The organism is Sphaerochaeta sp. UBA5849 (assembly GCA_002432715.1).
Classification (GTDB): Bacteria; Spirochaetota; Spirochaetia; order Sphaerochaetales; family Sphaerochaetaceae; genus Sphaerochaeta.
The window spans coordinates 235-25,856 of sequence record DJGJ01000006.1 but is presented as its reverse complement, the minus strand read 5'-3'; the positions used below and the strand labels follow the sequence as shown (position 1 = coordinate 25,856).

Annotated in this window: 22 protein-coding genes; 10 read left to right on the top strand and 12 right to left on the bottom strand. The window is 51.9% G+C overall.

What is annotated here, in order from left to right; translation table 11 throughout:
• The first annotated feature begins 5 nt into the window (after nucleotides 1–5).
• The 9 genes from hisD (at nucleotide 6) to B3K89_RS00870 (ending at nucleotide 8,510) form a co-directional block, all read left to right on the top strand.
• Nucleotides 6–1,322: a histidinol dehydrogenase gene (gene hisD, locus B3K89_RS00910; RefSeq protein WP_293896285.1), complete on the top strand. Its 1,317-nt coding sequence runs from the start codon at nucleotides 6–8 to the stop codon at nucleotides 1,320–1,322.
• Nucleotides 1,319–2,389 (top strand): histidinol-phosphate transaminase, encoded by a 1,071-nt coding sequence (gene hisC / locus B3K89_RS00905; RefSeq protein WP_293896282.1) that lies wholly within the window; start codon nucleotides 1,319–1,321, stop codon nucleotides 2,387–2,389. Before hisD ends, hisC begins: the two co-directional genes overlap by 4 nt.
• Entirely contained in the window at nucleotides 2,382–3,509 is a 1,128-nt protein-coding gene (hisB, locus tag B3K89_RS00900) for a bifunctional histidinol-phosphatase/imidazoleglycerol-phosphate dehydratase HisB (protein ID WP_293896279.1), read from the top strand. The genes hisC and hisB overlap by 8 nt, the downstream gene beginning before the upstream one ends.
• Nucleotides 3,506–4,099 (top strand): imidazole glycerol phosphate synthase subunit HisH, encoded by a 594-nt coding sequence (gene hisH, locus B3K89_RS00895; RefSeq protein ID WP_293896276.1) that lies wholly within the window; start codon nucleotides 3,506–3,508, stop codon nucleotides 4,097–4,099. Before hisB ends, hisH begins: the two co-directional genes overlap by 4 nt.
• Complete coding sequence (gene hisA, locus B3K89_RS00890) at nucleotides 4,099–4,833, top strand: 1-(5-phosphoribosyl)-5-[(5-phosphoribosylamino)methylideneamino]imidazole-4-carboxamide isomerase (RefSeq protein ID WP_293896273.1); 735 nt, start codon at nucleotides 4,099–4,101, stop codon at nucleotides 4,831–4,833. The genes hisH and hisA overlap by 1 nt, the downstream gene beginning before the upstream one ends.
• Entirely contained in the window at nucleotides 4,823–5,605 is a 783-nt protein-coding gene (gene hisF, locus B3K89_RS00885; RefSeq protein ID WP_293896270.1) for an imidazole glycerol phosphate synthase subunit HisF, read from the top strand. Before hisA ends, hisF begins: the two co-directional genes overlap by 11 nt.
• A gap of 10 nt (nucleotides 5,606–5,615) precedes the next feature.
• Entirely contained in the window at nucleotides 5,616–6,227 is a 612-nt protein-coding gene (hisIE, locus tag B3K89_RS00880; protein WP_293896362.1) for a bifunctional phosphoribosyl-AMP cyclohydrolase/phosphoribosyl-ATP diphosphatase HisIE, read from the top strand.
• A gap of 152 nt (nucleotides 6,228–6,379) precedes the next feature.
• Complete coding sequence (locus B3K89_RS00875) at nucleotides 6,380–6,973, top strand: histidine phosphatase family protein (protein WP_293896267.1); 594 nt, start codon at nucleotides 6,380–6,382, stop codon at nucleotides 6,971–6,973.
• Nucleotides 6,974–7,106: 133 nt separating this feature from the next.
• On the top strand, nucleotides 7,107–8,510 hold the full coding sequence (locus B3K89_RS00870) for an ATP-binding protein (protein ID WP_345906935.1): 1,404 nt from the start codon (nucleotides 7,107–7,109) through the stop codon (nucleotides 8,508–8,510).
• Nucleotides 8,511–8,598: 88 nt separating this feature from the next.
• On the opposite strand, the gene B3K89_RS00865 is transcribed toward B3K89_RS00870, so the two are convergent.
• From B3K89_RS00865 to B3K89_RS00850, 4 genes are all read right to left on the bottom strand, one after another.
• Nucleotides 8,599–10,038 (bottom strand): MFS transporter, encoded by a 1,440-nt coding sequence (locus B3K89_RS00865; RefSeq protein WP_293896261.1) that lies wholly within the window; start codon nucleotides 10,036–10,038, stop codon nucleotides 8,599–8,601.
• Nucleotides 10,035–12,038 carry an alpha-glucosidase gene (locus tag B3K89_RS00860; RefSeq protein WP_293896258.1) on the bottom strand — a complete coding sequence of 668 codons (2,004 nt, stop codon included), beginning with the start codon at nucleotides 12,036–12,038 and terminating at the stop codon, nucleotides 10,035–10,037. Before B3K89_RS00860 ends, B3K89_RS00865 begins: the two co-directional genes overlap by 4 nt.
• Nucleotides 12,035–14,224, bottom strand: a complete 2,190-nt coding sequence (locus B3K89_RS00855) for a hypothetical protein (protein WP_345906934.1) — start codon at nucleotides 14,222–14,224, stop codon at nucleotides 12,035–12,037. The genes B3K89_RS00860 and B3K89_RS00855 overlap by 4 nt, the downstream gene beginning before the upstream one ends.
• 79 nt (nucleotides 14,225–14,303) lie before the next feature.
• Complete coding sequence (locus tag B3K89_RS00850) at nucleotides 14,304–14,543, bottom strand: hypothetical protein (RefSeq protein ID WP_345906933.1); 240 nt, start codon at nucleotides 14,541–14,543, stop codon at nucleotides 14,304–14,306.
• Nucleotides 14,544–14,744: 201 nt separating this feature from the next.
• Here B3K89_RS00850 and B3K89_RS00845 point away from each other — a divergent pair, with 201 nt between their 5' ends.
• Nucleotides 14,745–15,326, top strand: a complete 582-nt coding sequence (locus B3K89_RS00845; protein ID WP_293895175.1) for a hypothetical protein — start codon at nucleotides 14,745–14,747, stop codon at nucleotides 15,324–15,326.
• Here the strand turns inward: B3K89_RS00845 and B3K89_RS00840 are convergent.
• The 8 genes from B3K89_RS00840 to B3K89_RS00805 all read right to left on the bottom strand — a co-directional run.
• Nucleotides 15,313–17,478, bottom strand: a complete 2,166-nt coding sequence (locus tag B3K89_RS00840) for an ATP-dependent RecD-like DNA helicase (protein WP_293895178.1) — start codon at nucleotides 17,476–17,478, stop codon at nucleotides 15,313–15,315. The two genes, B3K89_RS00845 and B3K89_RS00840, sit on opposite strands and share 14 nt — an antisense overlap.
• A 47-nt stretch (nucleotides 17,479–17,525) precedes the next feature.
• Complete coding sequence (locus B3K89_RS00835; protein ID WP_293895181.1) at nucleotides 17,526–19,370, bottom strand: hypothetical protein; 1,845 nt, start codon at nucleotides 19,368–19,370, stop codon at nucleotides 17,526–17,528.
• A 3-nt stretch (nucleotides 19,371–19,373) separates the two neighbouring features.
• On the bottom strand, nucleotides 19,374–22,190 hold the full coding sequence (locus B3K89_RS00830; RefSeq protein WP_293895184.1) for a DEAD/DEAH box helicase: 2,817 nt from the start codon (nucleotides 22,188–22,190) through the stop codon (nucleotides 19,374–19,376).
• A 58-nt stretch (nucleotides 22,191–22,248) separates the two neighbouring features.
• Nucleotides 22,249–23,070: an arsenite methyltransferase gene (gene arsM, locus B3K89_RS00825; RefSeq protein WP_293895187.1), complete on the bottom strand. Its 822-nt coding sequence runs from the start codon at nucleotides 23,068–23,070 to the stop codon at nucleotides 22,249–22,251.
• Entirely contained in the window at nucleotides 23,067–24,128 is a 1,062-nt protein-coding gene (gene arsB / locus B3K89_RS00820) for an ACR3 family arsenite efflux transporter (protein WP_293895190.1), read from the bottom strand. Before arsB ends, arsM begins: the two co-directional genes overlap by 4 nt.
• Before the next feature lie 35 nt (nucleotides 24,129–24,163).
• Complete coding sequence (locus tag B3K89_RS00815) at nucleotides 24,164–24,508, bottom strand: ArsR/SmtB family transcription factor (protein WP_293895193.1); 345 nt, start codon at nucleotides 24,506–24,508, stop codon at nucleotides 24,164–24,166.
• 404 nt (nucleotides 24,509–24,912) lie between these two features.
• A complete protein-coding gene (locus B3K89_RS00810; RefSeq protein WP_293895196.1) occupies nucleotides 24,913–25,338 on the bottom strand; it encodes an arsenate reductase ArsC in 426 nt (141 codons plus the stop codon).
• A gap of 22 nt (nucleotides 25,339–25,360) precedes the next feature.
• A partial coding sequence (locus tag B3K89_RS00805; RefSeq protein ID WP_345906932.1) for a metalloregulator ArsR/SmtB family transcription factor occupies nucleotides 25,361–25,622 on the bottom strand: 262 nt, incomplete at its 5' end.

Genomic DNA, 25,622 nt, shown 5'->3' with positions numbered 1-25,622 from the left:
GATGTATGGCCTATCTTGCGCGATTCTATGATCCCCAAGACGAACAGCTGCCGTCTTTGCTCGCCCGTAACAAGACCGACTCCGTAGCTTTGACAGAGCAAGTGCGTTCCATTCTTGCAGCAGTACAAGAAGAAGGCGACGAGGCCTTGTTTCGGTTTGCCAAGCAGTTTGACAAAGCCTCTCTTTCCGAGCTGCGGGTGAGTGAAAAAGAAATCCTTGACGCTGAGGGCAGGGTACCCGATGACTTGAAGCAGGCCTTGGCGGTGGCTTACCACAACATCAAGGCCTTCCATGCCCGGCAGCGTCCCAGCGGTGAACAGCTTGTTGTCGCCCCTGGTGTTGAGCTCTCGCGCAAGATCGTTCCCATCCAACGGGTCGGCCTCTATATTCCAGGCGGTACGGCTCCCTTGTTTTCCACCACGTTGATGCTGGCTGTACCGGCCCAAGTTGCACTCTGTCCATCGGTGGTGCTCTGCACCCCCCCTGATTCGGATGGCAACGTCCATCCGGCCATTCTGTATGCCGCTTCGATGTGTGGTGTGAAGGAGATATACAAAATAGGCGGTGCGCAGGCGATTGCAGCCATGGCTTATGGAACACAGAGCATCGAGGCGGTGGATAAGATTTTTGGACCGGGCAACCAGTATGTCACCGAGGCAAAAATCCAGGTAAGCGGCAGTTGTTGCGCCATCGACATGCCTGCCGGCCCGAGTGAGGTGATGGTGCTTGCCTCTCCTGCTTCCAACCCATCGTATGTTGCCAGCGATTTGCTCAGCCAAGCCGAGCATGGGCGGGACAGCCAGGCCATGCTGGTCGTCTGTGCGGAGCAAACACAAGGTTTTGCTTTCTTGGACAGGGTTGAACAGGCCATGGAGGACCAGTTGGCGACGCTGGGAAGGCAGGAGTACCTTCTGTCAAGCTTGGCTGGCAGCCGGGCATTCGTGCATCCTGATTTGAAGCGGTGTGCAGCATTGGCCAATACCTATGCCGCCGAGCACCTGATCATCAACATGAATGATGAAAAGACCGAGAACCGGGTGCTGCAGTGGATTGTGAATGCAGGTTCGATATTCCTTGGTCCCTACTCGTGTGAAAGTGCAGGTGACTATGCCAGCGGTACCAACCACACCCTGCCCACCAACGGTTGGGCAAGAAGCTACAGCGGAGTTAGTACCGATTCCTTTTTGAAGAAAATCACGGTGCAGAAGTTGAGCAGGGAAGGGTTGGAAGGCTTGGCGCCGACCTTGCTGGTAATGGCACAGCAAGAGAAGCTGACAGCGCACCGCAATGCGGTTGCGATTCGATTGGGAGGAGAAAGATGAGAGAGTTGCTCAGAGAAAATATTGCCACGTTGAAGCCCTACAGCTGTGCCCGCAATGATTTCACCGGTGAGGCTGAAGTGTACCTCGACGCCAATGAAAACTGGCAGGAATTTGTGGGGAGGGAGGATGTAAACCGGTATCCCGATCCCTTGGCCACGATGGTGCGCAAAGCCCTCGAGGAGGTGCTTGGTCTTCCGTTCGACCAGACGATTATCGGGAACGGCAGTGACGAGTTGATCGACAACCTGTTTCGCTGCTTCTGCCGGCCCGGCAAGGATTCCGTCCTTCTCATGCCCCCCACCTACGGTGCCTACCGCGTTTTTGCAGATATCAACGATGTCATTGTAAAGACGGTCCCCCTCACTCCCCATTTCCAGCTCGACCTTCCTGCCTTGAAGAGATGCCTGGCTGAGGAGAAAGCAAGCAGAACCAATGAAGCCCGCTTGAAATTGCTGTTCATTTGCAGTCCGAACAACCCCAGCGGCAATGCATTCCCCCTCGATGAGGTGCGTACGATTTGCTCTCTGTTCGACGGAATCGTGGTTGTTGATGAGGCATATTTTGATTTCAGCAGCCAAGCCAGTGCGGTGAGCCTTTTGGGTGAGTTCGAAAACCTTGTAGTCCTGCGCACACTCTCCAAGTGCTGGGCCCTGGCGAGTGCCCGAGTCGGAGTGGCGATTGCCAGCAAAGAGATCATCGCTGTTCTTCGAAGCATGAAATATCCCTACAATGTGGGAGGTCCTTCACAAGATATCGCACTGAAGGCTCTCAAACAGGCACAGCGGGTCAAGCAGGGCCTTGCCTTGATCAAGGAGGAGCGGGCGCGCCTGCGCACCGAGCTTGCACAGGTGGACTGTGTTGTCCAGGTGTTCGACAGTGACGCGAACTTTTTTCTGGTCCGCGTGACCGACGCGCCTTCCATCTACCACTATCTGCTTGGCAAAGGTATTATTGTTCGTAACCGCAGCAAAGAGATGCACTGTGAGAATTGTCTGAGGATCACCATAGGCAGCAAGCAGGAGAACGATGTACTTCTGTCTGCCTTGAAGGAGTATGAGCATGCATGAACGGGTGTTGTTTTTGGATCGTGACGGCATTATCGTCGAGGAGACCCAGGTCGACAGTCTGGAAAAGATACGCTATATCCCGGGTGTGTTCTGTGCCCTGTCCAGGCTGCGTGCATCCGGACTGTGGTATTTTGCCATGGTGAGCAATCAGGATGGCGTGGGTACTCCTTCTTTCCCCCAGGAGGCCTTTGACATTCCCCAGCAGAGAATCTTGGAGACTTTGGCAGGAGAAGGAATCTCCTTTGATGCCCTGCACATCGATTTTTCCCTGCCTTCGGACAACTGCCCGGGCAGGAAGCCAGGAATCGGGATGCTTGGGGAGTATCAGGGTGAGAAGTACGACCTTGAGCACTCGGTGGTGATCGGGGACCGGCTGACCGATGTGCAGCTTGCAAAGAACCTCGGCTGCAAAGCCATCTGGTTTGCACCCCCTTCCCGCTTTGCAGAGTTGCCTGAGAATTTGAAAGAAACCTGCATCCACGTCAGTGACAACTGGGCGGATGTCGCTTCATTCCTGCTCGACGACAGCACCCTCGCTCCCCGGCTCACCCGTCTGGAGCGCAAGACGAAGGAGACCGAGATTACCCTGGAGCTCAATCTCGACGGCGGTGGTCTGGGGAGTGTCCATACCCACCTGCCGTTCTTCGACCACATGCTCGAGCAGGTGGTGCGACACAGCGGCTGTGACATGCATGTGCATGCCCATGGGGACCTGATCGTTGACGAGCATCACACCGTCGAGGATGTAGGATTGGCGATGGGGCAGGCTTTCCGTCAGGCTCTGGGAGACAAGCGGGGTATCAGCCGGTATGGGTTTGAACTGCTTCCCATGGATGATGTGCTTGCCCAGGTTGCCATCGACTTCTCAGGCAGGCCGTACCTGCAATGGAAGGTCGACTTCAAACGTGAGTACATCGGGACGTTTCCGACTGAGATGGTTGAGCACTTCTTCAAGTCTTTCAGTGACAGCGCCCGGTGCAACCTCTTCCTCAGCGTGGGTGAGGGGAATGCTCATCATCAGTGTGAGGCCCTGTTCAAGGCTTTTGCGAGGGCTTTGAAGAAGGCGGTACATCGCAATCCATACTCCATGGAGCTGCCTTCCACCAAGGGGATGCTATGAACATTGCCATCGTCAAGTACAATGCAGGAAACACCCGCTCCGTACTTTGTGCGCTCAACAGGCTCGGGTACGAGGGTGTGGTCACCGATGACCAAACCCTGTTGGAGCAGGCCGACCGCGTCATTTTCCCCGGGGTGGGTGAAGCATCGACGGCCATGGCCTACCTGAGGGACAAGGGACTGGACCAGGTATTGGTCAACCTCAAACAGCCTTTTTTGGGTATTTGTCTGGGTATGCAGCTGATGTGCCGCCAAAGTGAGGAGCATGATACGAAAACCTTGGGCATATTCGATGTTCCCGTACTCAAATTCCGTCTTGAGCCTGAGTACAAGGTACCGCATATGGGGTGGAATACACTGGACTGTAAAACCGACAGCCTGTTTCTTGGTTTGCCCGAAAAGAAGTGGTGTTACTTTGTGCATGGTTACTATGTACCGCTGTCTGATTGCACCATCGCCGCCACCGAATATGGCGGGCAGGATTTTACGGCGATTTTACACAAGGACAACTTCTATGGGTGTCAGTTCCATCCGGAAAAGAGTGCAGAAAGCGGTGAGCTGATCCTGAAAAACTTCTTGGAGGTGCTGTAATGCAGCTGATACCTGCAATTGACATCATGGATGGTTCGGCGGTTCGTCTCAGCCAGGGCCTGTATGACTCCAAAAAGGTCTATGCATCCGACCCGTTGGAAATTGCCAAGCAGTTTGAGGCTGCCGGCATCAAGCGTCTGCACCTCGTAGACTTGGATGGGGCGAAAGGCAAGGGTATTGTAAATCTCCATATCCTGGAGCGTCTTGCTTCCCATACTTCGTTGGTCATTGATTTCGGCGGCGGGATTAAGAAGACGGAGGACTTGCAAGCGGCATTTGACGCCGGGGCAAGCATGGTGACCTGTGGTTCGATTGCGGTCAAGAACCCTTCTCTTGTGCGTTCTTGGATAAAACGTTTCGGCAGCAATCGTTTGATTCTCGGGGCTGATGCCCGCGATGGCTTGATTCAGTGCAGCGGATGGTTGGAATCGAGCAACCTTGAGGTTGGTGCATTCATCGATTCATACCGCAACGATGGGCTGGATATGGTAATCTGCACCGATATCTGCAAGGATGGAATGCTTCAGGGTCCTTCCTTGGACCTGTATAGGCGGTTGCTCGACAGCCGTCCGACACTCAGGCTCATTGCATCGGGTGGTGTTGCTTCGCTGCAGGATTTGAAGGAATTGAAGCAGGCAGGGTTGTACGGGGCGATCATCGGAAAGGCCTTGTATGAGGGAAGAATCAGCTTGGATGAATTGAAACGGTTCGGGGAGGAACAGGATGCTGGCTAAGCGAATCATTCCCTGTCTCGATGTACGGGACGGGAGGACGGTCAAAGGGGTGAACTTTGTAAACCTCAGGGATGCGGGGGATGCAGTGGAGCTTGCGAAGGCCTACAGCCTGTGCGGCGCTGATGAGCTGACATTTCTGGATATCACCGCCACGGTCGAAAATCGTTCGACCTTTCGTGCCTTGGTTGAACGTATTGCACAAAACATCGCCATCCCTTTCACCGTCGGCGGGGGGATCCGTACATCTGATGATGTCTCTGCTCTTTTGGACAGCGGAGCGGACAAGATTTCCATCAACAGCCAGGCGATTGCCGACCCTTCAGTCATCGATTCGCTTGCCCTGCGCTTCGGTTCTCAGTGTGTGGTATGCGCCATCGATGCCAGGCGCAATCCTGCCTTCGATACTACAGGCACAGAGGGCTGGGAGGTCTATGTTCACGGAGGTCGAAAGCCTACCGGCATCGAGGTTGTCACCTGGGCCAAGGAAGCATACAACCGCGGGGCGGGAGAAATCCTGCTGACCAGCATGGACCATGACGGGACCAAGGGCGGATTTGCCATCGATTTGACCCGCCGCGTAGCCCAGGCTGTGGGTATTCCCGTCATTGCCAGCGGAGGGGCGGGAGCCATGGAGCATTTTGAGGCGGTTTTCAAGGAAGGGAAGGCTGATGCAGCGCTTGCGGCGTCGATTTTTCATTTTCATGAAATAGATATCCCGCAACTGAAGATTTTTCTTGGGCAACGTGGTATAACTATGCGTACCCGCCAGTAAGGAGATTTCTATCATGGGACTTGATTTTGAAAAACAGGGAGGATTGATTCCCGCCATTGTACAGGATGCCGTAACACGCAAGGTCCTGATGCTTGGGTATATGAATGAAGAGGCGCTCAAGCTTACACATGACAAGGGCTTGGTAACCTTCTATTCACGCAGCCGTCAGGCGCTGTGGACCAAGGGTGAGACCAGTGGCAACTACCTGCAGGTCCGAGAGGTTCTCGAAGACTGCGACCACGATACCCTTTTGATAAAGGCGATTCCCACCGGTCCTGTTTGCCATACAGGAGCCGATACCTGCTTCGATGAGGTCAATGATCCCGAGCAGCTCTCTTCCTCCGAGTTCCTCTTCTACCTCGAGGAGATCATCCACGACCGCCGTGATTTTCCCCAGGAAGGTTCCTACACCAACCATCTGTTCAGTCGCGGGTTGAACAAGATTGCCCAAAAGGTAGGCGAGGAAGCAGTCGAGTTGATCATCGAGAGCAAGGATGACAGCAAAAACCTGTTCCTCGGTGAGGCTGCAGACCTGATGTACCACTTCCTGGTTCTCCTTACCCAGAAGAATGTACAGTTCTCCGAGGTCATCGATGTCCTGAAGGGAAGGCACAGTCGCTAAACGATCGATCAGATTCTGCCGCAAGCAATCCATCACCTGCCTGAAAACGGCAGGTGATGCTGTCCATGCGAGGTACTAAGAAACCCGGAGGGGTTCTTTTCTATACAGAATCAGGGAATGGTTCTACACTTCGTATGTCGAGGGAGGTGATCATGAGCATCTATGTTGTTCGTCATGCCGAAAAGCAGAGCGGTGATTTTCATCATCAAGGTGTCAAGTTCAATGATCAGCCGATCACCGAGGCAGGGATGGAGAGCGCCCGTCGGTTGGTGGATTACTTTTCCCGCATCGATATTGCCTCCATCCACGTCGGTGAGTACCTGAGAACCCGGCAAACCATCGCCTTTGTTGCAGAAGCGAAAGGGTTGGTGCCTCTTGTTGAGCGCAGGATCAATGAGATCGATATCGGCGTCATTGAAGAGATGACCGATAGGGAGGTTGAAGAGCAGTACCCTGAATTCTGGGCTGCCTATCACACGCGCAATCGTGAGTTTCGCATGCCCGGCGGTGAAACCGGATATGAAGCGGAGACTCGAATCAGAAGCCTGTTCGACTCCCTGGACAGGACGAAGAACCATATCATCTGCACCCACGAAGGTTTGACCCGTATTCTTCTTTGCTCAGTGTTGGGCTTGCCTGCGTACCGAAGACATCTCTTCAGCATCGATTACGCATCGATCACCGTGTTTGAATACCGGCCTGAGTTCCAGTGTTGGACGATACCCAAGGTGAATATGGTGGTGTGAAGCAATCAGGGATGTTTTATACCAGTACTTGGTAGGTCGGCATCGGTGAGCAGTCACATGTTCCGAAAACCAATGTTGCTCAAAAAGCATTGTGTGTTAGTATGCAAAAAAGTTGGTAAGGGTAATCTTGAATATGATTGATGAGTTGATTGCAGAGAGCACTGAATATGATTTCAAAGTTGCACTTGAAACCAGAAAACCTAAAAGTTGGTTGAAAAGTGTAAGCGCATACGCCAATTCTATTGGCGGCGTGCTGTTTTTCGGCGTAGACAATGAGAGGCGAGTAGTTGGTTTGCATGACATCAAGCGTGATTCTGAAATCATTAGCAGGATGATTAAAGATCGTATCACGCCAATTCCCATGTTTGAACTATCCGCGTCGAGAGATGGGGATAAGGATATCCTTTGTCTGAAAGTGCATGCAGGAAGGTCAACCCCATATTACTATAAAGCGGATGGGATCATGGAAGCGTATATCAGGATTGGAAACGAGAGTGTAGTTGCCCCGGACTATATCCTCAATGAATTGATTTTGAAGGGTACCAACCGGTCATTTGATGCGATGATCACTGATGCAAGGAAATCTGACTATAGCTTTACACTGCTTGAAGCAACATACCTGGAACAAACCGGACTCCGGTTTGACGCATCCGATTACGTCTCATTCGGGCTTGCCGACAAGAAGGGTTTCCTCACGAATGCTGGCAAGCTTATGGCTGATCAATACATTGTTTTCAATTCAAGAGTATTCTGTACGCGCTGGAATGGATTGGACAAGGGCTCCATTTTTGATGACGCCCTCGATGCCAAAGAGTATGAGGGCAATCTTCTCAGCCTATTGCGCAACAGTAGTGATTTTGTACGAAATAACTCAAAGGTTCGTTTTGTCAAGGAGGCGCAGTATAGGATCGATAAACCGGATTATGCGGAAAGGGCTGTCACTGAGGCACTCGTCAATGCTCTGATTCACCGTGACTATATCATGCTTGGCAGTGAAATACACATCGATGTGTATGATGATCGTTTGGAAATACAATCTCCGGGTGGTATGTACTATGGAAAGGAGATCCAAGATTGCGACATTCACTCGATCGGCAGTGCCAGGCGTAATCCAATCCTTGCGGATTTATTTCATCGAATGAAATTCATGGAGCGAAGAGGGAGTGGGCTGCCCAAGATTCTCAGTGAGACAGCCAAACTACCAGGGTATACTCAACGGATGAAACCAGAGTTCTTCTCAACTTCTTCCGACTTTCGAGTAGTCCTGAAAAATATCAATTACTTCACAGAAACCTTGCATGTGCAAGAAAAGGCGCAAGTCACCGAGCAAGTGACCGAGCAAGATCCTCGACACACGTTGCTCTTGGCTTTTTGTACGATTCCCAGGACGAGAGAAGAAATGCAAGCGTTTATCGGAATCACCCATCGTGAATACTTTAGATCGGCGTTCCTCAAGCCATTACTGAATTCAGGGCGGTTGAGGATGACGATTCCTGATAAGCCAAACAGCCGAAACCAGAAGTACATTGCCTTTTGAACTACCGTTTTCAAAGATACAGGAAAGAATAAACGGATCATTATGCACATCCGGGAGGAGTACCTCATTGGCAGGTATGATACTACTTCTACCAATTACATGAATCGTGTTTTCTACCCGATACTTTCTCGCAGATCGCCTTCACTTCATCCGTTGCATCCTCCAGACGTCCACCTGAACGCAAGCGGACCAGTTCCGCTGCAACAACCTCGCTGTTTTTCGGGCTCAACTCGAACCAGGCGGCGGCTGTGATGCCGGCAATAATCAACAGGGCTGGACCACCGATGAAGAAAACGAAAAAGCGCGACAGCACCTGTGGTGTTTGTTCGGCGTTGGACACAAAGCCCACCATCTGGAGGAACAGGCCGATCAGGGGCATGACCAAGGCACCTTGGACGAGCTTGCGGGTGAGTGTCATCGCTCCCGAATAGACACCCGAGCGTTGGCTTCCCGTCATCAGCTCATCGACATCGATGACATTGGGCAGGATGGCGTAGGGAATATAAACAGCAGCAGAGGTTCCCAATCCTATTACACCACACACCAAGGCAACCACCCAGATCGGGGAGGTTGGCGACAGGGCCAACGTGCCGAGCATTCCTGACAGCCAGATGAGCAATCCCATACGATAGGCAAAACGCTTGCCCTTGCTGTTGGCGATGCGCACATACACCATGATCATCATCAACTGCACCACCATGAGCGTGCCCATGGCTATCGAGTAGAGCGTCGGGCGCCTGAGGTAGTAGGTCAAATAGTAGGTGAAAAGTGCCATGAGCAGGTCCATTGCACTATAAGCAAACACATACATCAGAATATGGATGCGGAAGGAACGGTTTTGGAAGATGGTGAAGAACTCCTTGAGAAAATTCTTTGATACGCTTTGTTGTTGATTCTGTTGGGACTCCCAGGTACCGAAAAAGGTGATCAGCCAAGGGAGGGCGAAGAATATTCCGAAGGCCACAGACATGTTCACATACCCGGTGGAGGGTGCGCCTTTTGACGAATCGATGATGATCTTGGGTATGGTGGCTGCAAGCAGGGAGGAGAAGCCTGAGAAGAACAGGCGGGAGCCGGAGAGCTTGTTGCGGGTCTTGTAATCGCCTGAAAGTTCTGCAGCGAGTGCTGAGTAGGGGATCATGACCATGGTGAAAACGGTGGCAAAGACTATGTATGCAAAGCTGTAGTAGAGAAACAGTGCAGCTTGGGATGTGAAATCCATAGGCAGCCAGAGCAGGATGAAGGAGAGGGTGATGGGAGCGATACCGGCTAGAAAGTATACCCGCCGCCTTCCAAACCGCGACTTCGTCCTATCGGAAAGGTATCCCATAAGGGGATCGGAGACGGCATCCCACACTTTTCCTATTCCAAAGACCAGGCCGGCCAGAGCTGGTGAAAGCCCCACCACCTCGGTAAGGTAGAAGAGGAACAGCATGCCAACAATCATGAAAGCTCCGCCGCCGTAGATGTCTCCCAACCCATAGGAAATGAGGGTTTTCCATGTTACCGTCCGTTCTTTGATGCTCATACCTTGCTCTCCTTTTTTGCCATCTCCCTGCATAGTGTCAGGAAGGGACTCGTTGAACGTATGAAGACGGGAATGCAGCCGATTTCCGCCTTGATCGTGTGCCGGCCTTCCCGGTATTCCCTACCGGTGAAGAAATGAATCCAGGTACCTGTTGGAAGCTTGACATTTCTCTTTGTTGCATGCTTTTGCAATATCGGAGCAATCAAGAGGTCCTCACCATAGAAGTATTGGCCGTCGGTCGCCCGGCCTTTGTAGATGACAGGCCTGAACGGGGGTGCTCCCGCTTGTTGGTACTGCTCGCTGACATGCTGATGGTAGCGCAGCAGGCCTTGGTGGATCCGTGTCATCCGGGCAAAGTGCGCCAACATTTCCCGGTCGCTGTCGAACTGGGCATTAACGCTTGGATTGATGCCTTCATGATTTCTCATGACGGGCGTGAACGCAGCAAGTTCACAGCTGCGCATCAACAGGTTACGGCTTCGTTTGATCCAGGCAAAGGAGAAGAAACCCCCGATATCGAAATGCCAGTAGCCGAAACCAGACAGTGCAGAAGAGACAGCTGCAGGAACTACGGCAGGCAGTCCACTGTCCTTGAGGAAGTTTACTATCTGATCCCCCGCCCAGAGCAAGGGAACATAGGAGCTGCTGCCGGTGAAAGCCGACCGGCAGAAGTAGACGATTTCATTGCCTCTGCCTGCATCTTCTACTGCCTGAGCGTTGAGTTGCGCCCACCGTACGGGGTATCTATTATGCTCCAGATAGGGATCCGAGCCCCCGAAAAGCTCTCCATCGGGCGGAAGGTATTCCCCGAAATCGGCCATCCAGCCATCCATGCCGATACCCAGCATATGGTTCTTGATGATGTGCCTATACCACGAACATGCCTGGGGATTGCACAAATCCACCAAGGCGACGGGAAAGGTTGTGGTACTGGTGATGTAGGGTGTAAGTGATTGTCTATTCTTTATAAAGCAGCCCTTTCTTTCCCCCTCTGCGTACAGGGGTGCATCGGTGCTGAGAAATGGATTGTTGTATCCAAGGAATTTGATTCCCCGCTGGTGCAACTCCTTGATGAAACCGGGAAGGTCTGGATAGAGCTGCTTGTCGTATTGCCAATTCCAGAAGAGCTGCTTGCCGTAGGGGGTTATGCGGATACCCTGCCAATCCTGACACCAGATTGCTGTGACGGGAATGCCTGCATCGAGGGCGTGCCTGAGCTTCTCCTCCACGACTGCGCGGCCGCCTTGCAAACCAAGGATCATCCCGCTTACGGCCCAATCGGGCAGGGACTTTTGCCTGCCGAGCGTTGCACTGAGAGCTCCTGCAGCCGTCGAAAGAGAGGAAGCCTGGCCGATAAGCAGGGAGTAAGGGATTGCATGGGAGAGAAGAGAGCAACCGTTTTTCGGGGTAAAGTCGAATCGACAGAATGCCGTGGTATTCAGGAGGACCCATCGGCCTGTTGCAGTGACGAAGCTGGGCTGGGGGAAGTAGGTGTGCTCCTCTGATCCTCCACGTCCTGAATGAAGATTCGCAAGCACCTTTACATAATTGGGTCCTCTTCCGATGCCCGGCTCAGACACCCAAAGCGGAATTCTTTTTCCTCGTAGGTCCAGATGGGAGAACTGCTCCCCACAGCCGAATACGGGTTCATCAGGGGGAAGGGGGAGTCGAATGCGAAACCGGTTTGGCTCCTCCCCGGCATCCAGGATGGGTATGATTCGTATTCCGAAAGCCTCCTCATGGATTTCCAGGGTAGCCAGACTGTCAAAGTGAATGCTGATAATGCTTTCTTTTTTCAGGCTTGCATCGATTTCGAATAGGGAGGCATCTTTCCACCAAGCACTTCTTTCTTCCTTGATATGGTACATCCCATGGCTCATGGTGATGGTGCAGCTGCCTTTGCCTAGACCGATGCACGGCCTTTGCATTGAATGCTGCAGGATCGGCACTTTGTTGTAAGAGAGGGTGAAGCTGTCCGCTGTGCTACTGATATCGATCATGGGCACTTTCCTGTTTCCGAGAAATTCCTGGCCAACGAGATGAGCTTGGGTGGAGGGCTGCCGCCCTGATACAGTGCCACAAGAAGCGAGAAGTGTACTTGTGTACCTTCATAGGAGGGTGCAGAGGAGTGCAGGTGCTCGGCGGTCAGCAAGGCGGCTGTTCGTCCCCAGCCCGTGACGGCGGCAGGGTAACGGTATTGCTTTCCCCAATATGTGCCGAAAGGATTTGCAGAGATGGTTTGCTTGCCGTCGTGGATCGATTGTCGAATGGGGCAGAATGCAAAACCATGGAGGTGTTTGCAACTCTGCGCTATGAGAATCCCCGACGATCCATCACTGAGGGCAAGCCAGCTGGGTGTGACATGGTTGTTGATCGAGCAGAGGCCGTTGTTCTTCCCATAGGCGTAGTAGTCCAAAGGATAGCTCCCAAGTTCTTTTCCGAAATCCTCCTTCCATACGGTTGCAGTGGTTGCAAGCGGCAGCTTCTCAAAGGCGACAATCTCGCAGGGGGCTGTTTGTTCCCACTTTGCATCCCAGGTTCGTCCCAGCCGCTGGGCCTTTAATTTCCCATATCCTTGCCGGGTGGTGGACGGGTATTCAATCATGCAATCAAGACAGAGGGTCTGGGTTTTCTCATCAAGTCTGGCTGTTCGGCTCCAGCGCACAGGTTCCGACCCTTCACCGCCGATGGTGATGATCCCGTTGGCGGTGGATGCTTGCCAGACGACATTGGTGCTGCTGCACAGGCGCTTGCCATACACAACCCAGGGGGCCTTGATTGCATGACACAGTGTGGAGGATCCGATTTGTGTTTGCAGGACAAGCGTTCCCTCAGACTCTGTTTCCAAGCTCAGGGGAGCACTCTTCCAACCCGTCGTTTCGATGACAGGAGTAGCAGGTGCATACAGCTCCAGTACGCGCTCATGCAGTCTCCTTGCCAGATTAATGGATTCCTGAGCCAGGGCAATAGCGGTCTGGAGGCGACGGTCATTCATCACCGGGGCCGATAATCCGAAGTGCGTGGTGCTCAAAACCTGCAATCTGGTACGTATGGTTTGCATGGCGAGTTGTTGAAGTTCTTCCGGGAGGGTCGAGCTCCACTGATGAAAATCATCCTCTGCTGAAAAACTAAGGTTGGCGGATGCCATAACCAGGCTCTTTGCCGCATCCCACCAGCTTCTTGCTTGGGTGACCATGGTCCAAAGGCGATGGTTTTCATATTTTTCCGCCCAGGACGCATAGCCGTCGAAAGATCCATCGGCCAGGTCCTGCCCGAAGGAAATCGCTGCTGCGTTCTCACAGTCGGCCAGATATTCGCTCGGTTTGATGAATGAGACATACCCAAGGCCGGCAATACTTTTGATCAGGCGGTAGAGACCGGCGAAAGAGGGGATGGCAAAGCCAAGGGAGGGTGGGAGGAAACCTTCCCAGAAGGTGTCGTCGGCATCCATATCCAGGACAACGATGAGGTCGGAGGGCTTTGTCAGGTTCAGTTGTTCTTTTCTGATATGCTTGAGCATGCGGCGGGCACTCAGTCCATACTCTGCCAAGTCCCCTTGGTTGATTGCCGGCAGCAGGCGGATCGACTCCCCGCTGTTTTCATCCACGAACAGCAGTGGGTTGTAGCGTTGCCCGACGCCAAGCTTCGGTACGAATGAGCCGAATCCGTTGAATGGAATGGCGCTGTAATAGACTGAGATGGTATCGATTCCCAACTGTTTGTAGAGCTTGAGATGAGATGGAGTTACCATGCACTCCTGGGGCCTGGCTATGGATGTGCAGGTGTTGAACACATCGATGATTCCCGACCCATCGGGGGCCCTCAACGCCCATTCGATGGCCAGCTTGAACTCTTCGGTGGTATGAGCACTCAACAGGCCGTTGTTCCAGGACATCACATGGATTTCATCGAGGTCTGAAGCCACCCGTTCTTTGATACGCTTCAGAATGTCGGGTGCATGTCGGGGGATAAGGGTGCCCAACGAGAATACATTATCGAAATCCCAGGCACAGTGGACGGTGAGGCCCTCTCTTTGCAGTGCATCCAGGTCATCCAAGATGCCTCTGATAATGCGTATGTCCTTGCCGAAACCCTGCTCATCGGCGCTGTCGCCGCGATAGGAGTGGTAGAAATTTACATGAAAGCGAGGGCAGAAATAGATCTTGCTTTCGTCTCTCGGTTTCATACAGCCTCCGTTGGAATAGAGTGGCAATCATCTATTACTATAGCCGAGGATGTTGTGCTGTCAAAACAAAAAGGAGTTTTTACCTTGAGGTCAGAGCCATCGTATGCATTGGAATAGTGGAAAGGCGATTGAACTTGAAAGTTGGTCTACATGTCGACCAACTTTCAAGTTTCCACGCTGTGATGCGGATGTCCCTTCCCTCCACCAGGCTGTAGTGGATGGCGATAACACTGAACACTGCGGCATAATCAGAGCAGACGCCATAGAGTTTGGTCACCGATCGATGCTTGTCTCTACCTACTGAATAAACCGGATTCATGAAAAACAAAGAGCATGGCAAGCGACTGGGTGAAATCTCTCTGAAAAGCAAGGGGTTGTCAGCTTGCTGATTCCCAGGTGCGGCGATACAATCAAGCCGATGGATGGTGAGGTCGAGCGAGCAGAGCGGTGGGGCAAAACAGAGCATCGTATACACTACCGGTAATTCATACCAAGCTTGGCTGGATGAGGAAATAAAACAATGGGAAAAACTACAAAGCGCACAAAAAGTTCAGGAACTGCCAAATCCTACCCCCTCAGTGGCGAGCAGGCGTTGCAGGTTCTGTCCATGTTGAGGCAGAATCATCCTGAACTTGAGAGTGAGATTTCACAGCTCTCTTCTGGTGTGTTCAACGATGTTTCCATCGAGGATGTCGCACAAGAGGTGTATTACGCTCTCAACTCCCTGGAAGCTCATGATTGCTGGGAAGCATCAGGAAGACAGTGGGATGGAGGGTATCGTGATGAGTACGAAGTTGCAGATGAAATGGTCATGGAAGCTTTTTCTCCCTTCCTGTCTCAGATCAACACGTTTCATGCCATCGGTGAATTTGCTTCGGAGTTGACATATATTGAAGGTGTCTTGAAGGGGCTTTACCAGTTTCAAAAGGAAGCAACCACCGACTTCAGCGACTATACCGAAGACTATCCTGATTCGTTTGCAACGGATATCCTCAGCGATTGGCGCCATCGTCATCCGGATGACAGTTCGGGTCTGGAGACACTGCACTCCTTTCTCAGCGAGCAATGCCCCGACTGGGCCGATGCTTTCATCGCAAGGTGAGCGGCTTTGCACCACCCTCCTTCAGCCTGACACTGAGCCTTGTGTTCCGTCCCTGTTGCTTCTGGTTTTTGATTGCATAGGCAACGGCTTTTTTCTCACCTATCAGCACCAATACTTTCTTGGCGCGCGTTACCGCAGTATAGAGCAGGTTGCGCTGCAACATGACAAAGTGCGACATCATGAACGGCAGGACCACGATGGGATATTCAGACCCCTGCGACTTGTGGATCGTCGTGGCATAGGCGAGAACAATTTCATGCAAATCCGATCGATCGTACACAACCGGGCGGTCGTCAAAGGTAATTGTGATCTCCTGGTCTTCTGTATTGATATCGGTGATCGTTCCAATGTCACCGTTGAAGACATCCTTGTCATAGTCATTCTTGATTTGCATGACTTTGTCCGTCAGGCGATACTCGGTACCACCATGGGTGAGAGTGGGGTTGCCTGAAGAGGGATTCAGTCTCGCCTGCAACATCCTGTTCAGGTTTGCTGCCCCTACGACACCACGTTGCATGGGTGTGAGTACTTGGATGTCCCGTATCGGATCGACATGGTAGTAGGCAGAAAGCCGTGTGGCCGCCAAATCCAGAATTTGTTCCAAAGCATCCTGGGCCGAGTTGCTTTCGATGAAGAAGAAATCGGAAGTCCTGCTGTTTGCCGTATCGATGCTCCTTCCTTGGTTGATGCGGTGGGCGTTCATGATGATGCGGCTTCCCTGGGCTTGCCGAAAGATTCGCGTCAGCTTCACTACCGGCACCAAACCCGATGCTATGATGTCCGACAGTACATTGCCGGCTCCGACTGAAGGCAGCTGATCGGTATCACCCACCATGATGACCGTCATGGCAGGTGGAACCGCCTTGAGCAGATTGTGCATCAGGATGATATCGATCATCGAGCATTCGTCAATGATCAGGACATCCCCGTCAAGCGGATGGTCGGCATTCCTCTGGTAGCCCTGCGGTGGTTTGAACTCAAGCAAGCGATGAATGGTTTTTGCTTCCATCCCCGTCGCTTGAGTCATTCGCTTTGCAGCCCTGCCTGTGGGAGCTGCACACAGTATGCGTGATTTTGTGTGTTGAAAGGCCTGGATGATGCCGAGTGTGGTTGTTGTTTTGCCGGTACCGGGCCCGCCGGTGAGCACCATGAACGTACTCTGCAGGGCTGTCATGATGGCCTGCAGTTGCATCTCATCGTATGAAATCTCCCCTGGCTTGGGATGCTTGAGGCGTTCGATGATGTGCATGCACTCCTCTTGGCTTCGGGGTGTGGATGCGATGAGTCTCAGAATCTTCTTTGCTACCCCTGTTTCAGCGTGATGGAAGGGAGGGAGGTAGATGGCTTCATCGTCGGCGATGATGTCAGCGGCCTCTACCATCCCAGCCAAGACCGGTTTGAGCTTATCGTCTGTAGTCTCTAGCAGAAATTCAGCATGCTCGAGCAACTGTGGGATAAGGGCAAAGCAGTGGCCGTTCTCGCTCAGTACGTTGAGGGTGTAGAGGAGGCCCGAACGCAATCGTATTGAAGCATCCTTTGCCACTCCAAGCTTCTCTGCAATGGTATCTGCAGTCTTGAATCCGATCCCCCGGATGTCATCGGCCAGCTTGTATGGATTCTCCTTGATTACGGCAATGCTCTGCTCCCCATAGGTTTTGAAGATTCTCGTGGCATGGGTGGTGCTTACTTCGAAGCTTTGGAGAAAGAGCATGAGGTTCTTGATTTCCTTTTGCTCGAGCCAGCTCTTGCGCATCAGTTCAAAGCGGACCTTCCCAATGCCGCGGATGTCTTGCAATCGATTGATATCCTGTTCCAATATCTCAAATGTCTGCAAGCCGAAGGTGCTGACTATCTGCTTGGCGTAGTAGGGTCCTATTCCTTTGATCAAGCCTGAACCAAGATACTTTTCAATGCCGTCGATGGTGGCAGGCAGCAACTCCTCACAGGATTGGACGCTAAATTGTGTTCCATAGTTGCTGTCGTGTTTCCAGAATCCCTGCAGGCTCAGTACCGAGCCTACCACGGCCGTCGGTATTGCTCCAACGACGGTCACCAGGTCATGATGACCCTTTGCTTTGCATTTCAAGATGACGAATCCACTCTCTTCGCTCTGGAAGGTTATGCGTTCGACGACGCAACGCAGCGTATCCATGAAAATCTCCCTGTTATTTGAAGTCCACCCTATGACAGGTGACGTTTTCAGAGCGTATTCAAATATCCGTGCTCCATCAGCAGCTTCTGAAACGCTTTCTGGTTCGCCTTTCTGACCACTACGTTGTTGTTTTCCGCCCTGATCACCAGTTTTTTGAAGGCTGGATCGGTGGAGAACATCCTGCGTATCTCAGGATCATCGGGAAAGGAGTACAGCAATACCTGTTCTCCATGGGCGAACAGGGAGGAACGTCTCTCAACGGATTGGAAGAACTGGAGCCACCTTGCAGAGGGTTCCGCATCGATGATGAGTTTGAATTTTTTTATGCGATGGAGTATCTCCGAAGAGGAGGTGCAACCCCTGATGAAGGAGGCTTCGGTGATTCTATATCGTTCTTGGCCCAGGGGAATCCCGATCTGGTCCAGGAACAACCTTCGTTCCAAGGATTTCCCTTTGATGGTTACCAAGAGAAGTTCTGTATCGGTGATGGTTTCAAACACCTGTTTCTTCTGTTGGGGGCGTTCTTCTACCATATTCAAGCACCAGGCTCCGAACGAAGTGAGTCGAACATGAGTCAGGGCCTCGTAGGGTGTCAGTGGGTGCAGCTTGTCATTCTTGGTCAATAGGAGCTCGGGCTTTGTTTCTCCAATGTCAAAGAGGCCGAGTGATGCAAAAAGGTAGAGATACGCACTGAACAAAGGACGCTCAAACAAGGGTCGTAGCAATGCCCCTGTCGGGTGGAAACCCTTGTCGTCATAGGCTGTGTATTCGGCATAGGGCAACTGGATTCGCTGACCACGGATGGTGAGGGCGGAATACAGTATATCCTGATTGGAGAACTGCAGAAAGAAGCCATGGATGATGGATGATTCGAAGAGTTCATTCACCGAGTACCAAGGCCCCACCTGCAGGCTTGTGAGGGCTTTTACAAGATTCTTTCGTGATGCATCGTCCAAAGCCGTCGAATAGGAGTAGCCGCCGCTCAGGCTGCATTGGTCCAGCAGTGAATAGTATTCAAAGAAACTGCCATAGTTGAGGTTCGTTTTGGGATTTCTCATAAAGAGCATGGACTGCACCAGAGTCTTGATCATAGCCATCCCGTCATCCGGCCTTGTAAGGGTGTTCGGTCCAAAAGTCAGCACAAACTTGGCCAGCAATACCAGGGGGTCAAGGTTGTATTCCGAGGAGAGCGGAAAGGGCGGCAGTCCGCACAAGGCCCTGAGATCCTTGATATTTCCTTTCAACAACCCCTTTCTGATAATTGTGTTTAGATCCCTCTTCTTGATGAGGGGGATCAAGGATTCAACGAATAAGGGGAATACTTCATGTATCTGGTTCTCGACGCTCCATACCTGTGATTCTACTCTATCCAGAGGCCGGGGGATGTAATTCTCCTCTTTGTACAGAAAGGGGCGGAACAGGTTTGCAAAAAGTTCATCAAGATGAAGAACATACTGGTCATAGACAGTAAACAACCCCAGCCGATATTTTGAGTTGGGTCGGAACCGGGTGTTGTAGTAGTAATAGTAGTGTTTCGTGTCCTCGATGATGAGAGGCTCGTCCACCTCCCAGTCCTGGCTTCTTGTATCGATATACTGGTTATAACAACCTGCTTGTATCAGCTTCTGCAGATAGGGGGGAAGGCAAGAGAAGAAGGCATCGAATGCTTGCTGGGTAGGGAAGTCGAGCAGCCGGGCGATCTGATCGCATTGTGTAGATTTCTGGACTTTCTGCAGGGTTTCCCCAACCAGGCATGTTTGGAACCTGGTCAGTTCTTCTTGGGTGAATCGTTGTAATTCAATGGAAAAGGCCTGTGCCGATTTCGACAGCTTGACCTTTGGCTCCAATTCCAATTCCAAATTATGGTGAACACTCTGTCTCTTTGCTGCCATCTTTTACCCCAACAACTGTTCGATGTCTTCTACGGACAACGCCTTGACTGCATTGGAATCGGATGCGAGCAAGGAGGACGCAAGATCCGCTTTTCTCTGCTGCAATTCCAAGATCTTCTCTTCGATGGTGTCCTTGGCTATCATTCGGTAACAAAAAACAGGATTTGTCTGGCCTATGCGATGAGTCCGGTCGATGGCTTGGTTTTCCGCCGCCCTGTTCCACCAAGGGTCGACAATGAAGACGTAGTCTGCGGCAGTGAGGTTCAATCCAAGGCCTCCGGTTTTCAAGGTCATGACAAAGGCTCCGATGGATGGATCACTTTGAAAGCGCTGGACCAACGACTGGCGGTCGACGGTGGCTCCAGTCATGACCAAATGCTCAATCCCTATCGATGAGAGATCTTCGCTGATCAGCTCGATGGTTGCCAGGAAGTTGGTGAAAATCAGGCACTTGTGGCCATCGTTGACCAGGGATGAGACCACATCCTTGCAATAGGACCGTTTGGCGGAGATTCCTGGATACCCACCATCAGCTTCCGGAACCGAGGCCAAGCGGCGTAGTTCAGTAAGCGCCTGTAGGATCATGAAGGTGTTTTTAGCAATGCCTCCTTGTGATACCGCTCCGCTGACTTTCTGCTTCAATTCCTCCCTGCGTTTGTGATATATGGCCAAATGCTGGGGCTCCAATTCAATATATGCGGTCTGTTCGGTTTTCTCGGGAAGATCCTTGAGAACATCCTTTTTTACTCTTCTGAGCATAAAGGGGTAGAGCCTGGTTTTCAAATCCTTGAGCGCATCGGGGTCTTGGTTTTCCTGGATTGGTTTCAGGTACGTCTGCAGGTATTCTTTCTGGCTTGAGAAAAACAGCGGATTCAGGAATTGGAAGAGGCTGTACAACTCAGAAAGGCCGTTTTCCACCGGCGTTCCGCTCAAGGCCAAGCGGTGTTCAGCTCGCAGTGCAAGCACTGCGTTCGTTGTTTTGGTTTCCAGATTCTTGATGGTTTGCGACTCATCAAGAATTATGTAGCAGAAACGCATTTTGGCGAGTTCTTTCGCGTCATTGCGAATGGTGGCATAGCTGGAAAGTATGATCTGTACCTGCGGGTCCTCAAGCTGCGATACCTGCCTGGCATTTCCATAGTAGAGCGTGCAGGAAAGTTCGGGAGCAAAACGTGAGAGTTCACTCTGCCAGTTGAAAATCAGGGAGCGTGGCACCAGGATCAGGGTGGGGGCTTGGTTTCCTTTCTTGTACAGGTTCCGCAGCAAGGCAATTACCTGGACGGTTTTCCCCAAACCCATCTCGTCGGCCAGACAGGCTCCCATGTGGTACTGCTGCAGGTACTCCATCCATTGCACCCCATAGGTCTGATACGGTCGAAGTGTTCCTTCGGCCAGTTCATACGTGGCAGGTTTTTCACTGAGTGTATTGAATCCTTGATAGAATGCCTGCATACGGTCGGCTCCATCCCCCTTGATATGCAGTTCGGCTTCTTTCTCCAGGGCAGGGATGTCGAAGAAAGAGACTTGCACCGTCTCTTTTTGCTTCGATTGCTGATGTACCAGCCGCTCAAAGCGTCTCAGCTTTTTCATGTCGGGATAGACGCGCGAGCCGTCATTGAGCATGATGAAGCCGTTTTTTTGATACTCGGATAGGAAGCGGGTGAAGGAAAATGTCTCGTTTTCCAGAGAAATCTCGGCATCACCTTCAAAATAATCGATGCCGCTTCCCAAGGAGAGCCTCAATTTCGGTTGTGCAAATTTGAATTTGAACTTGCTCAGTATCGCAGCTTGGAAGAGGGTGAACCGCGCGATGAGCTCTCCCATGGAGAGGGAGAGGAATCGTTGGGCGAAATCAGATTCCAGGATGAAGTGCCCCTCCTCCTCGAATACAGAGGTTTTTGCCTCCTTGCCCATTTTTGCAAGCAACGCCCGAAAATCTTCTGCAGGATCCTCGGGATACACCACCTCTGAGATGCTCAGCCGTTTCTCCGCTTCATCAATTTGGACGACTTTGATGATGTCTTGTTCTTCAAAGAAACCGGGGGGATAGGATTGTAGATGGATGAGCGGGAGAATGTGAAGGTATCCATAGGCATCAATCTCCTTGAAATACAAGCTTGGATTGGCATGTACCGGATGGGTGTTGTGTATGCTATAGCCTTCATAGGCAAGAGTGATCGTGGGAAACTTGGAAAGAATCAAGGATAGGTAGGTTTCCAAGTCAGATGCTTTCAGGCTGGCATTCAGAATGTTCCATTCATTCCAATAGGGACCCAAATCCTCACAATGGAAGACTTGGGTGCCGAGTACGACATGCTCGCATGAGATTGGATGGATTGATGTACCCTTGTTTAGTACTGTCTGATCGGCCGTACGTATGCTTGGATAAGCGGTCACCAGGTGTGCTTGCGGAGATTCCAGCACCAGCTGTATGCTCGATTCCTCGTTGCTTGGCTGCAGTATGTGGTGATTTTCATCAAGCAGAAGCTGGGATCGAAGAGCAAGCTCGATAAGCCTCGGGCCGGGATCATGCACAAGAAAGCCTGTTTCCAGTTCGCTCAAGGCATCCCAACGCAGATACTTCTGCTCCTTCTGATACATGAGGAAGAACTCCCTCAATGCATTGCGGATGCATCCGGTATAGCGGTGATAATCGGGTTCGCAGGTATTTCCTTTAGAATCCAGGAGCTGTAAACCCCAACCGTCTTTTTTTTCTATCAGATGGAAGAAAAACCGACCAGTCGGTTTTGCCTCTCCTTGAACCGCCACCACGGTGGTATCCTTCTTCGGTCTGCCACGCTTACCTGTCGTTGATTCCATGATAAGAGATTATGCACAGGACGAAGCAAGGAATCAAGGTAGCGGGTTTGCATGCAATTCAATTCTGGGCTTGCAAGGGCTGTGGTTTACCAGCTTCGATGATGTATGATGCAACATACTGGTCGATGCTGCTCCCTGGAACCCATGATGAAAGGATTTCCCTGCTTGTGTCTTTGGGGAACAGCCTGACACTGATGAAGCCTGCATCGACAAGCAGATGCCTGATAATCTGTACATGTTCGGCCCCTGCTACGCAGCCTGCAAGCAAGCGGAGGTCATCCCGGATTGCTTGAGGAAGGTCTGCAGTCGCCACCACATCGGATACACAAAGGCGCCCGCCGCTCTTCAATACCCGGAAAGCTTCCTGAAACACCTTCTGTTTGTCCAGCGAAAGATTGATCACGCAGTTGGAGATGATCACATCGACGCTGTCGTCCTTGATGGGAAGATTCTCTATTGAACCTTCGATGAACTCGACGTTTGTGTACCCAAGTCTGGCTGCATGTGAGCGTGCAAGGTCAACCATATCCCTTGTCATGTCGACTCCGATCACTTTCCCGCTCTCACCGACCTGCCTGCGGGCGAGCAGGCAATCGAATCCACCTCCGCTGCCGAGATCCAGGACAGTCTCTCCTTCCTTGATGGCTGCAAACGCCAAGGGGTTGCCGCAGCCCAACCCGAGGTTTGCTCCGCCAACACCTGCAAGAACGTCGTCTTGTTGATATCCAAGCATGGATGACAATCGGTCGAGGTCTTGGGGCTCGAAAGAGCAGGAACAACCTGTGCTGCAGCATCCGCTGACCGATCCATTGCGTGCAATCGCCCCATATCGCTCTTTGATGTAGTCGGTGATCACCCGATGGGTATGCTGTTTTTTCATGCGTTCTTACCAGGGAACCACGATTTGGTTCTGTTTGCGATCTTGACGAGCGTCAACATGACCGGAACCTCAACCAGCACACCGACCACCGTGGCAATGGTGGCCCCGGAGCTCAGGCCGAAGACCGAGATCGCGACTGCCACGGCAAGCTCGAAGAAGTTGGAGGCCCCGATCATCCCGGCCGGGGCTGCTACATCATGTGGCAGCTTCCATGCCTTGGCCCACAGGTAGGCAACAAAGAAGATGAAGAACGTCTGGATGACAAGCGGGATGGCGATCAAAACAATATTGAGAGGGTTGTCGACGATGGTCTTTCCCTGGAACGAAAAGATGATGATCAGCGTCAAGAGCAGGCCGGTGATGGTGACATTGCTGAATTTGGGTATGAAGGTGTTCTCGAAGTAATCCAAGCCCCGATGCTTGGTGATGAACATGCGGGAGAGCCAACCGGCTCCAAGGGGAATGACCACGAACAGGACGACCGAGAGGAACAGCGTCATCCAGGGAATGCTTATGCCGCTGATGCCGAGCAGCAATCCTACGATGGGAACGAATGCAACAAGGATGATCAGGTCATTGGTGGCTACCTGGACCAAGGTGTACGCAGGATTGCCCTTTGTGAGGTGGCTCCATACAAATACCATTGCAGTGCAGGGTGCGGCTCCGAGCAGCACCGCCCCCGCAAGGTACTGACGTGCCAAATCCCTTGGAATGAGTGCCTGATAGACCACGTAGAAGAAGAACATGGCGATTGCGTACATTGTAAAGGGCTTGATGAGCCAGTTGGTCACCCAGGTTATCACCAGGCCCCTGGGATTCTGTCCCACCTGCTTGATGCTGTGAAAGTCGACCTTGAGCATCATCGGATAGATCATGAGCCAGATGAGGATGGCTACCGGTATGGAGACGTTTGCATACTCAAAGCGAGAGAGGAATTGGGGTATCTGGGGCAGATAGACCCCGATTAGCACCCCGGCTGCCATACAAAGCAACACCCACAGCGTCAAGAACCGTTCAAAAAAACCGATTCCTGCTGATGATTTCTTTTCCCTTGCCATACATCCCTCCCAATCTGCCTGCTTTCAGGACAGCCTTATTTACATCGATCGGCAGTGTTGTGCTTGCACTTTGCATTGCTGCTGACCAACGGGACGCTTCGGTTGGTCGAGATCGTCCTCAGGTACTCCAACAAGTGTTCCATTTCATCGAAATTCAACGCATAGTATATCCATTTTCCTGCCTTCTCAGAGGAGACGAGGCCGCTTGTGGTGAGCAGCTTCATGTGGTAACTGAGTGTAGGCTGTGTTATCTGGAAAGACTCCAATATATCGCATGCGCACAGAGGGCCGGAGGACAAGAGGTTGATGATGTCCAGCCTGGTCTCATCGGAGAGCGCCTTGAGTTTGAGCAGCTGGTTTGTTGTCTCATGCAAGTTCATCTTTGAATGCCTCCTTGGAGAGAATACTAGCTATCATATAGAGAATAGTCAATATGATGAGAAGGAGTATATTGGTTGTTGACGTCAACTAATGATGCNNATGATCCGCCATCTATGGACATGTGCCGGAAGAAATCATTGTCAGAATTGCAGGTTCTTGCAATGCGGCATCGGGCTTACTGCAGAAATCGGCGGGCCTGTGTTCACCTTGGTGTCATAGAGAGGGGGATGCTATGGAAAAGAAAAATCGCTGCTGTGCACCTGAGTTTGAGCCTATCTTGGAGGAAGAGAAACCTCCACACAAGGATGAAGAAACGTAAATTCCTTATGAGAGCAGATGCACTGCTGCCAATCTCCCTCAAAACGCTCTGAGCGTAAACCATGCATGCTCGTGCATCAGGGTGTCAAACATCAGCGAGCCATTTCTTGACCTTCTGGTGGATGTCATCGCGAATCGGCCTGATTCCAGCAAGCTTCTGCTCATCGGTGCCTTGGAGGGCGCTCGGGTCGGGAAAGCCCCAGTGCATGCGCTCGCTCCTGCCGGGAAACATCGGGCAGCGTTCGGCATTGCTTTCGTCACAAACGGTCACCACGTAATCGAATGCTTCGCCTCGATCGATATATTCCTTTGCAGGTTTTGCATACTGCCCCTTCATGGAGATGCCGATCTCTTCCATGGCCTTCACCACCAGGGGATTGAGATTCCCCGCCTCGATTCCGCTGCTGTGCACTTCGAAGCGGTCAGATGCATAATGGCGGACAAACGCCTCGCACATCTGGCTTCGTGCAGAATTATGGATGCATACAAACATGATTCGTTTCTTGCTCATCCGATGGTCTCCTTTTGCATTTTCACTCGATACTTGGCGGTTTGATCACGCAGTGCATCATATCCAGGACACAAGGCATGATAAGGACACAGGTCACCTGTGTTCCTTCGCGTCTCATATCAATGATTCCTACGCTCTTGAGGGAGGAGAGATGCTTCGAGGTAACCGACTTGTTCAGTCCCAGCCGCTGTGCAAGTTCACAAACGCACCAAGGCCGCTCGTGCAATGCTTCAATGATGGCAAGCCTCATTGGATGGCCGATGACGCGGAAAAGTTTGGCTGCA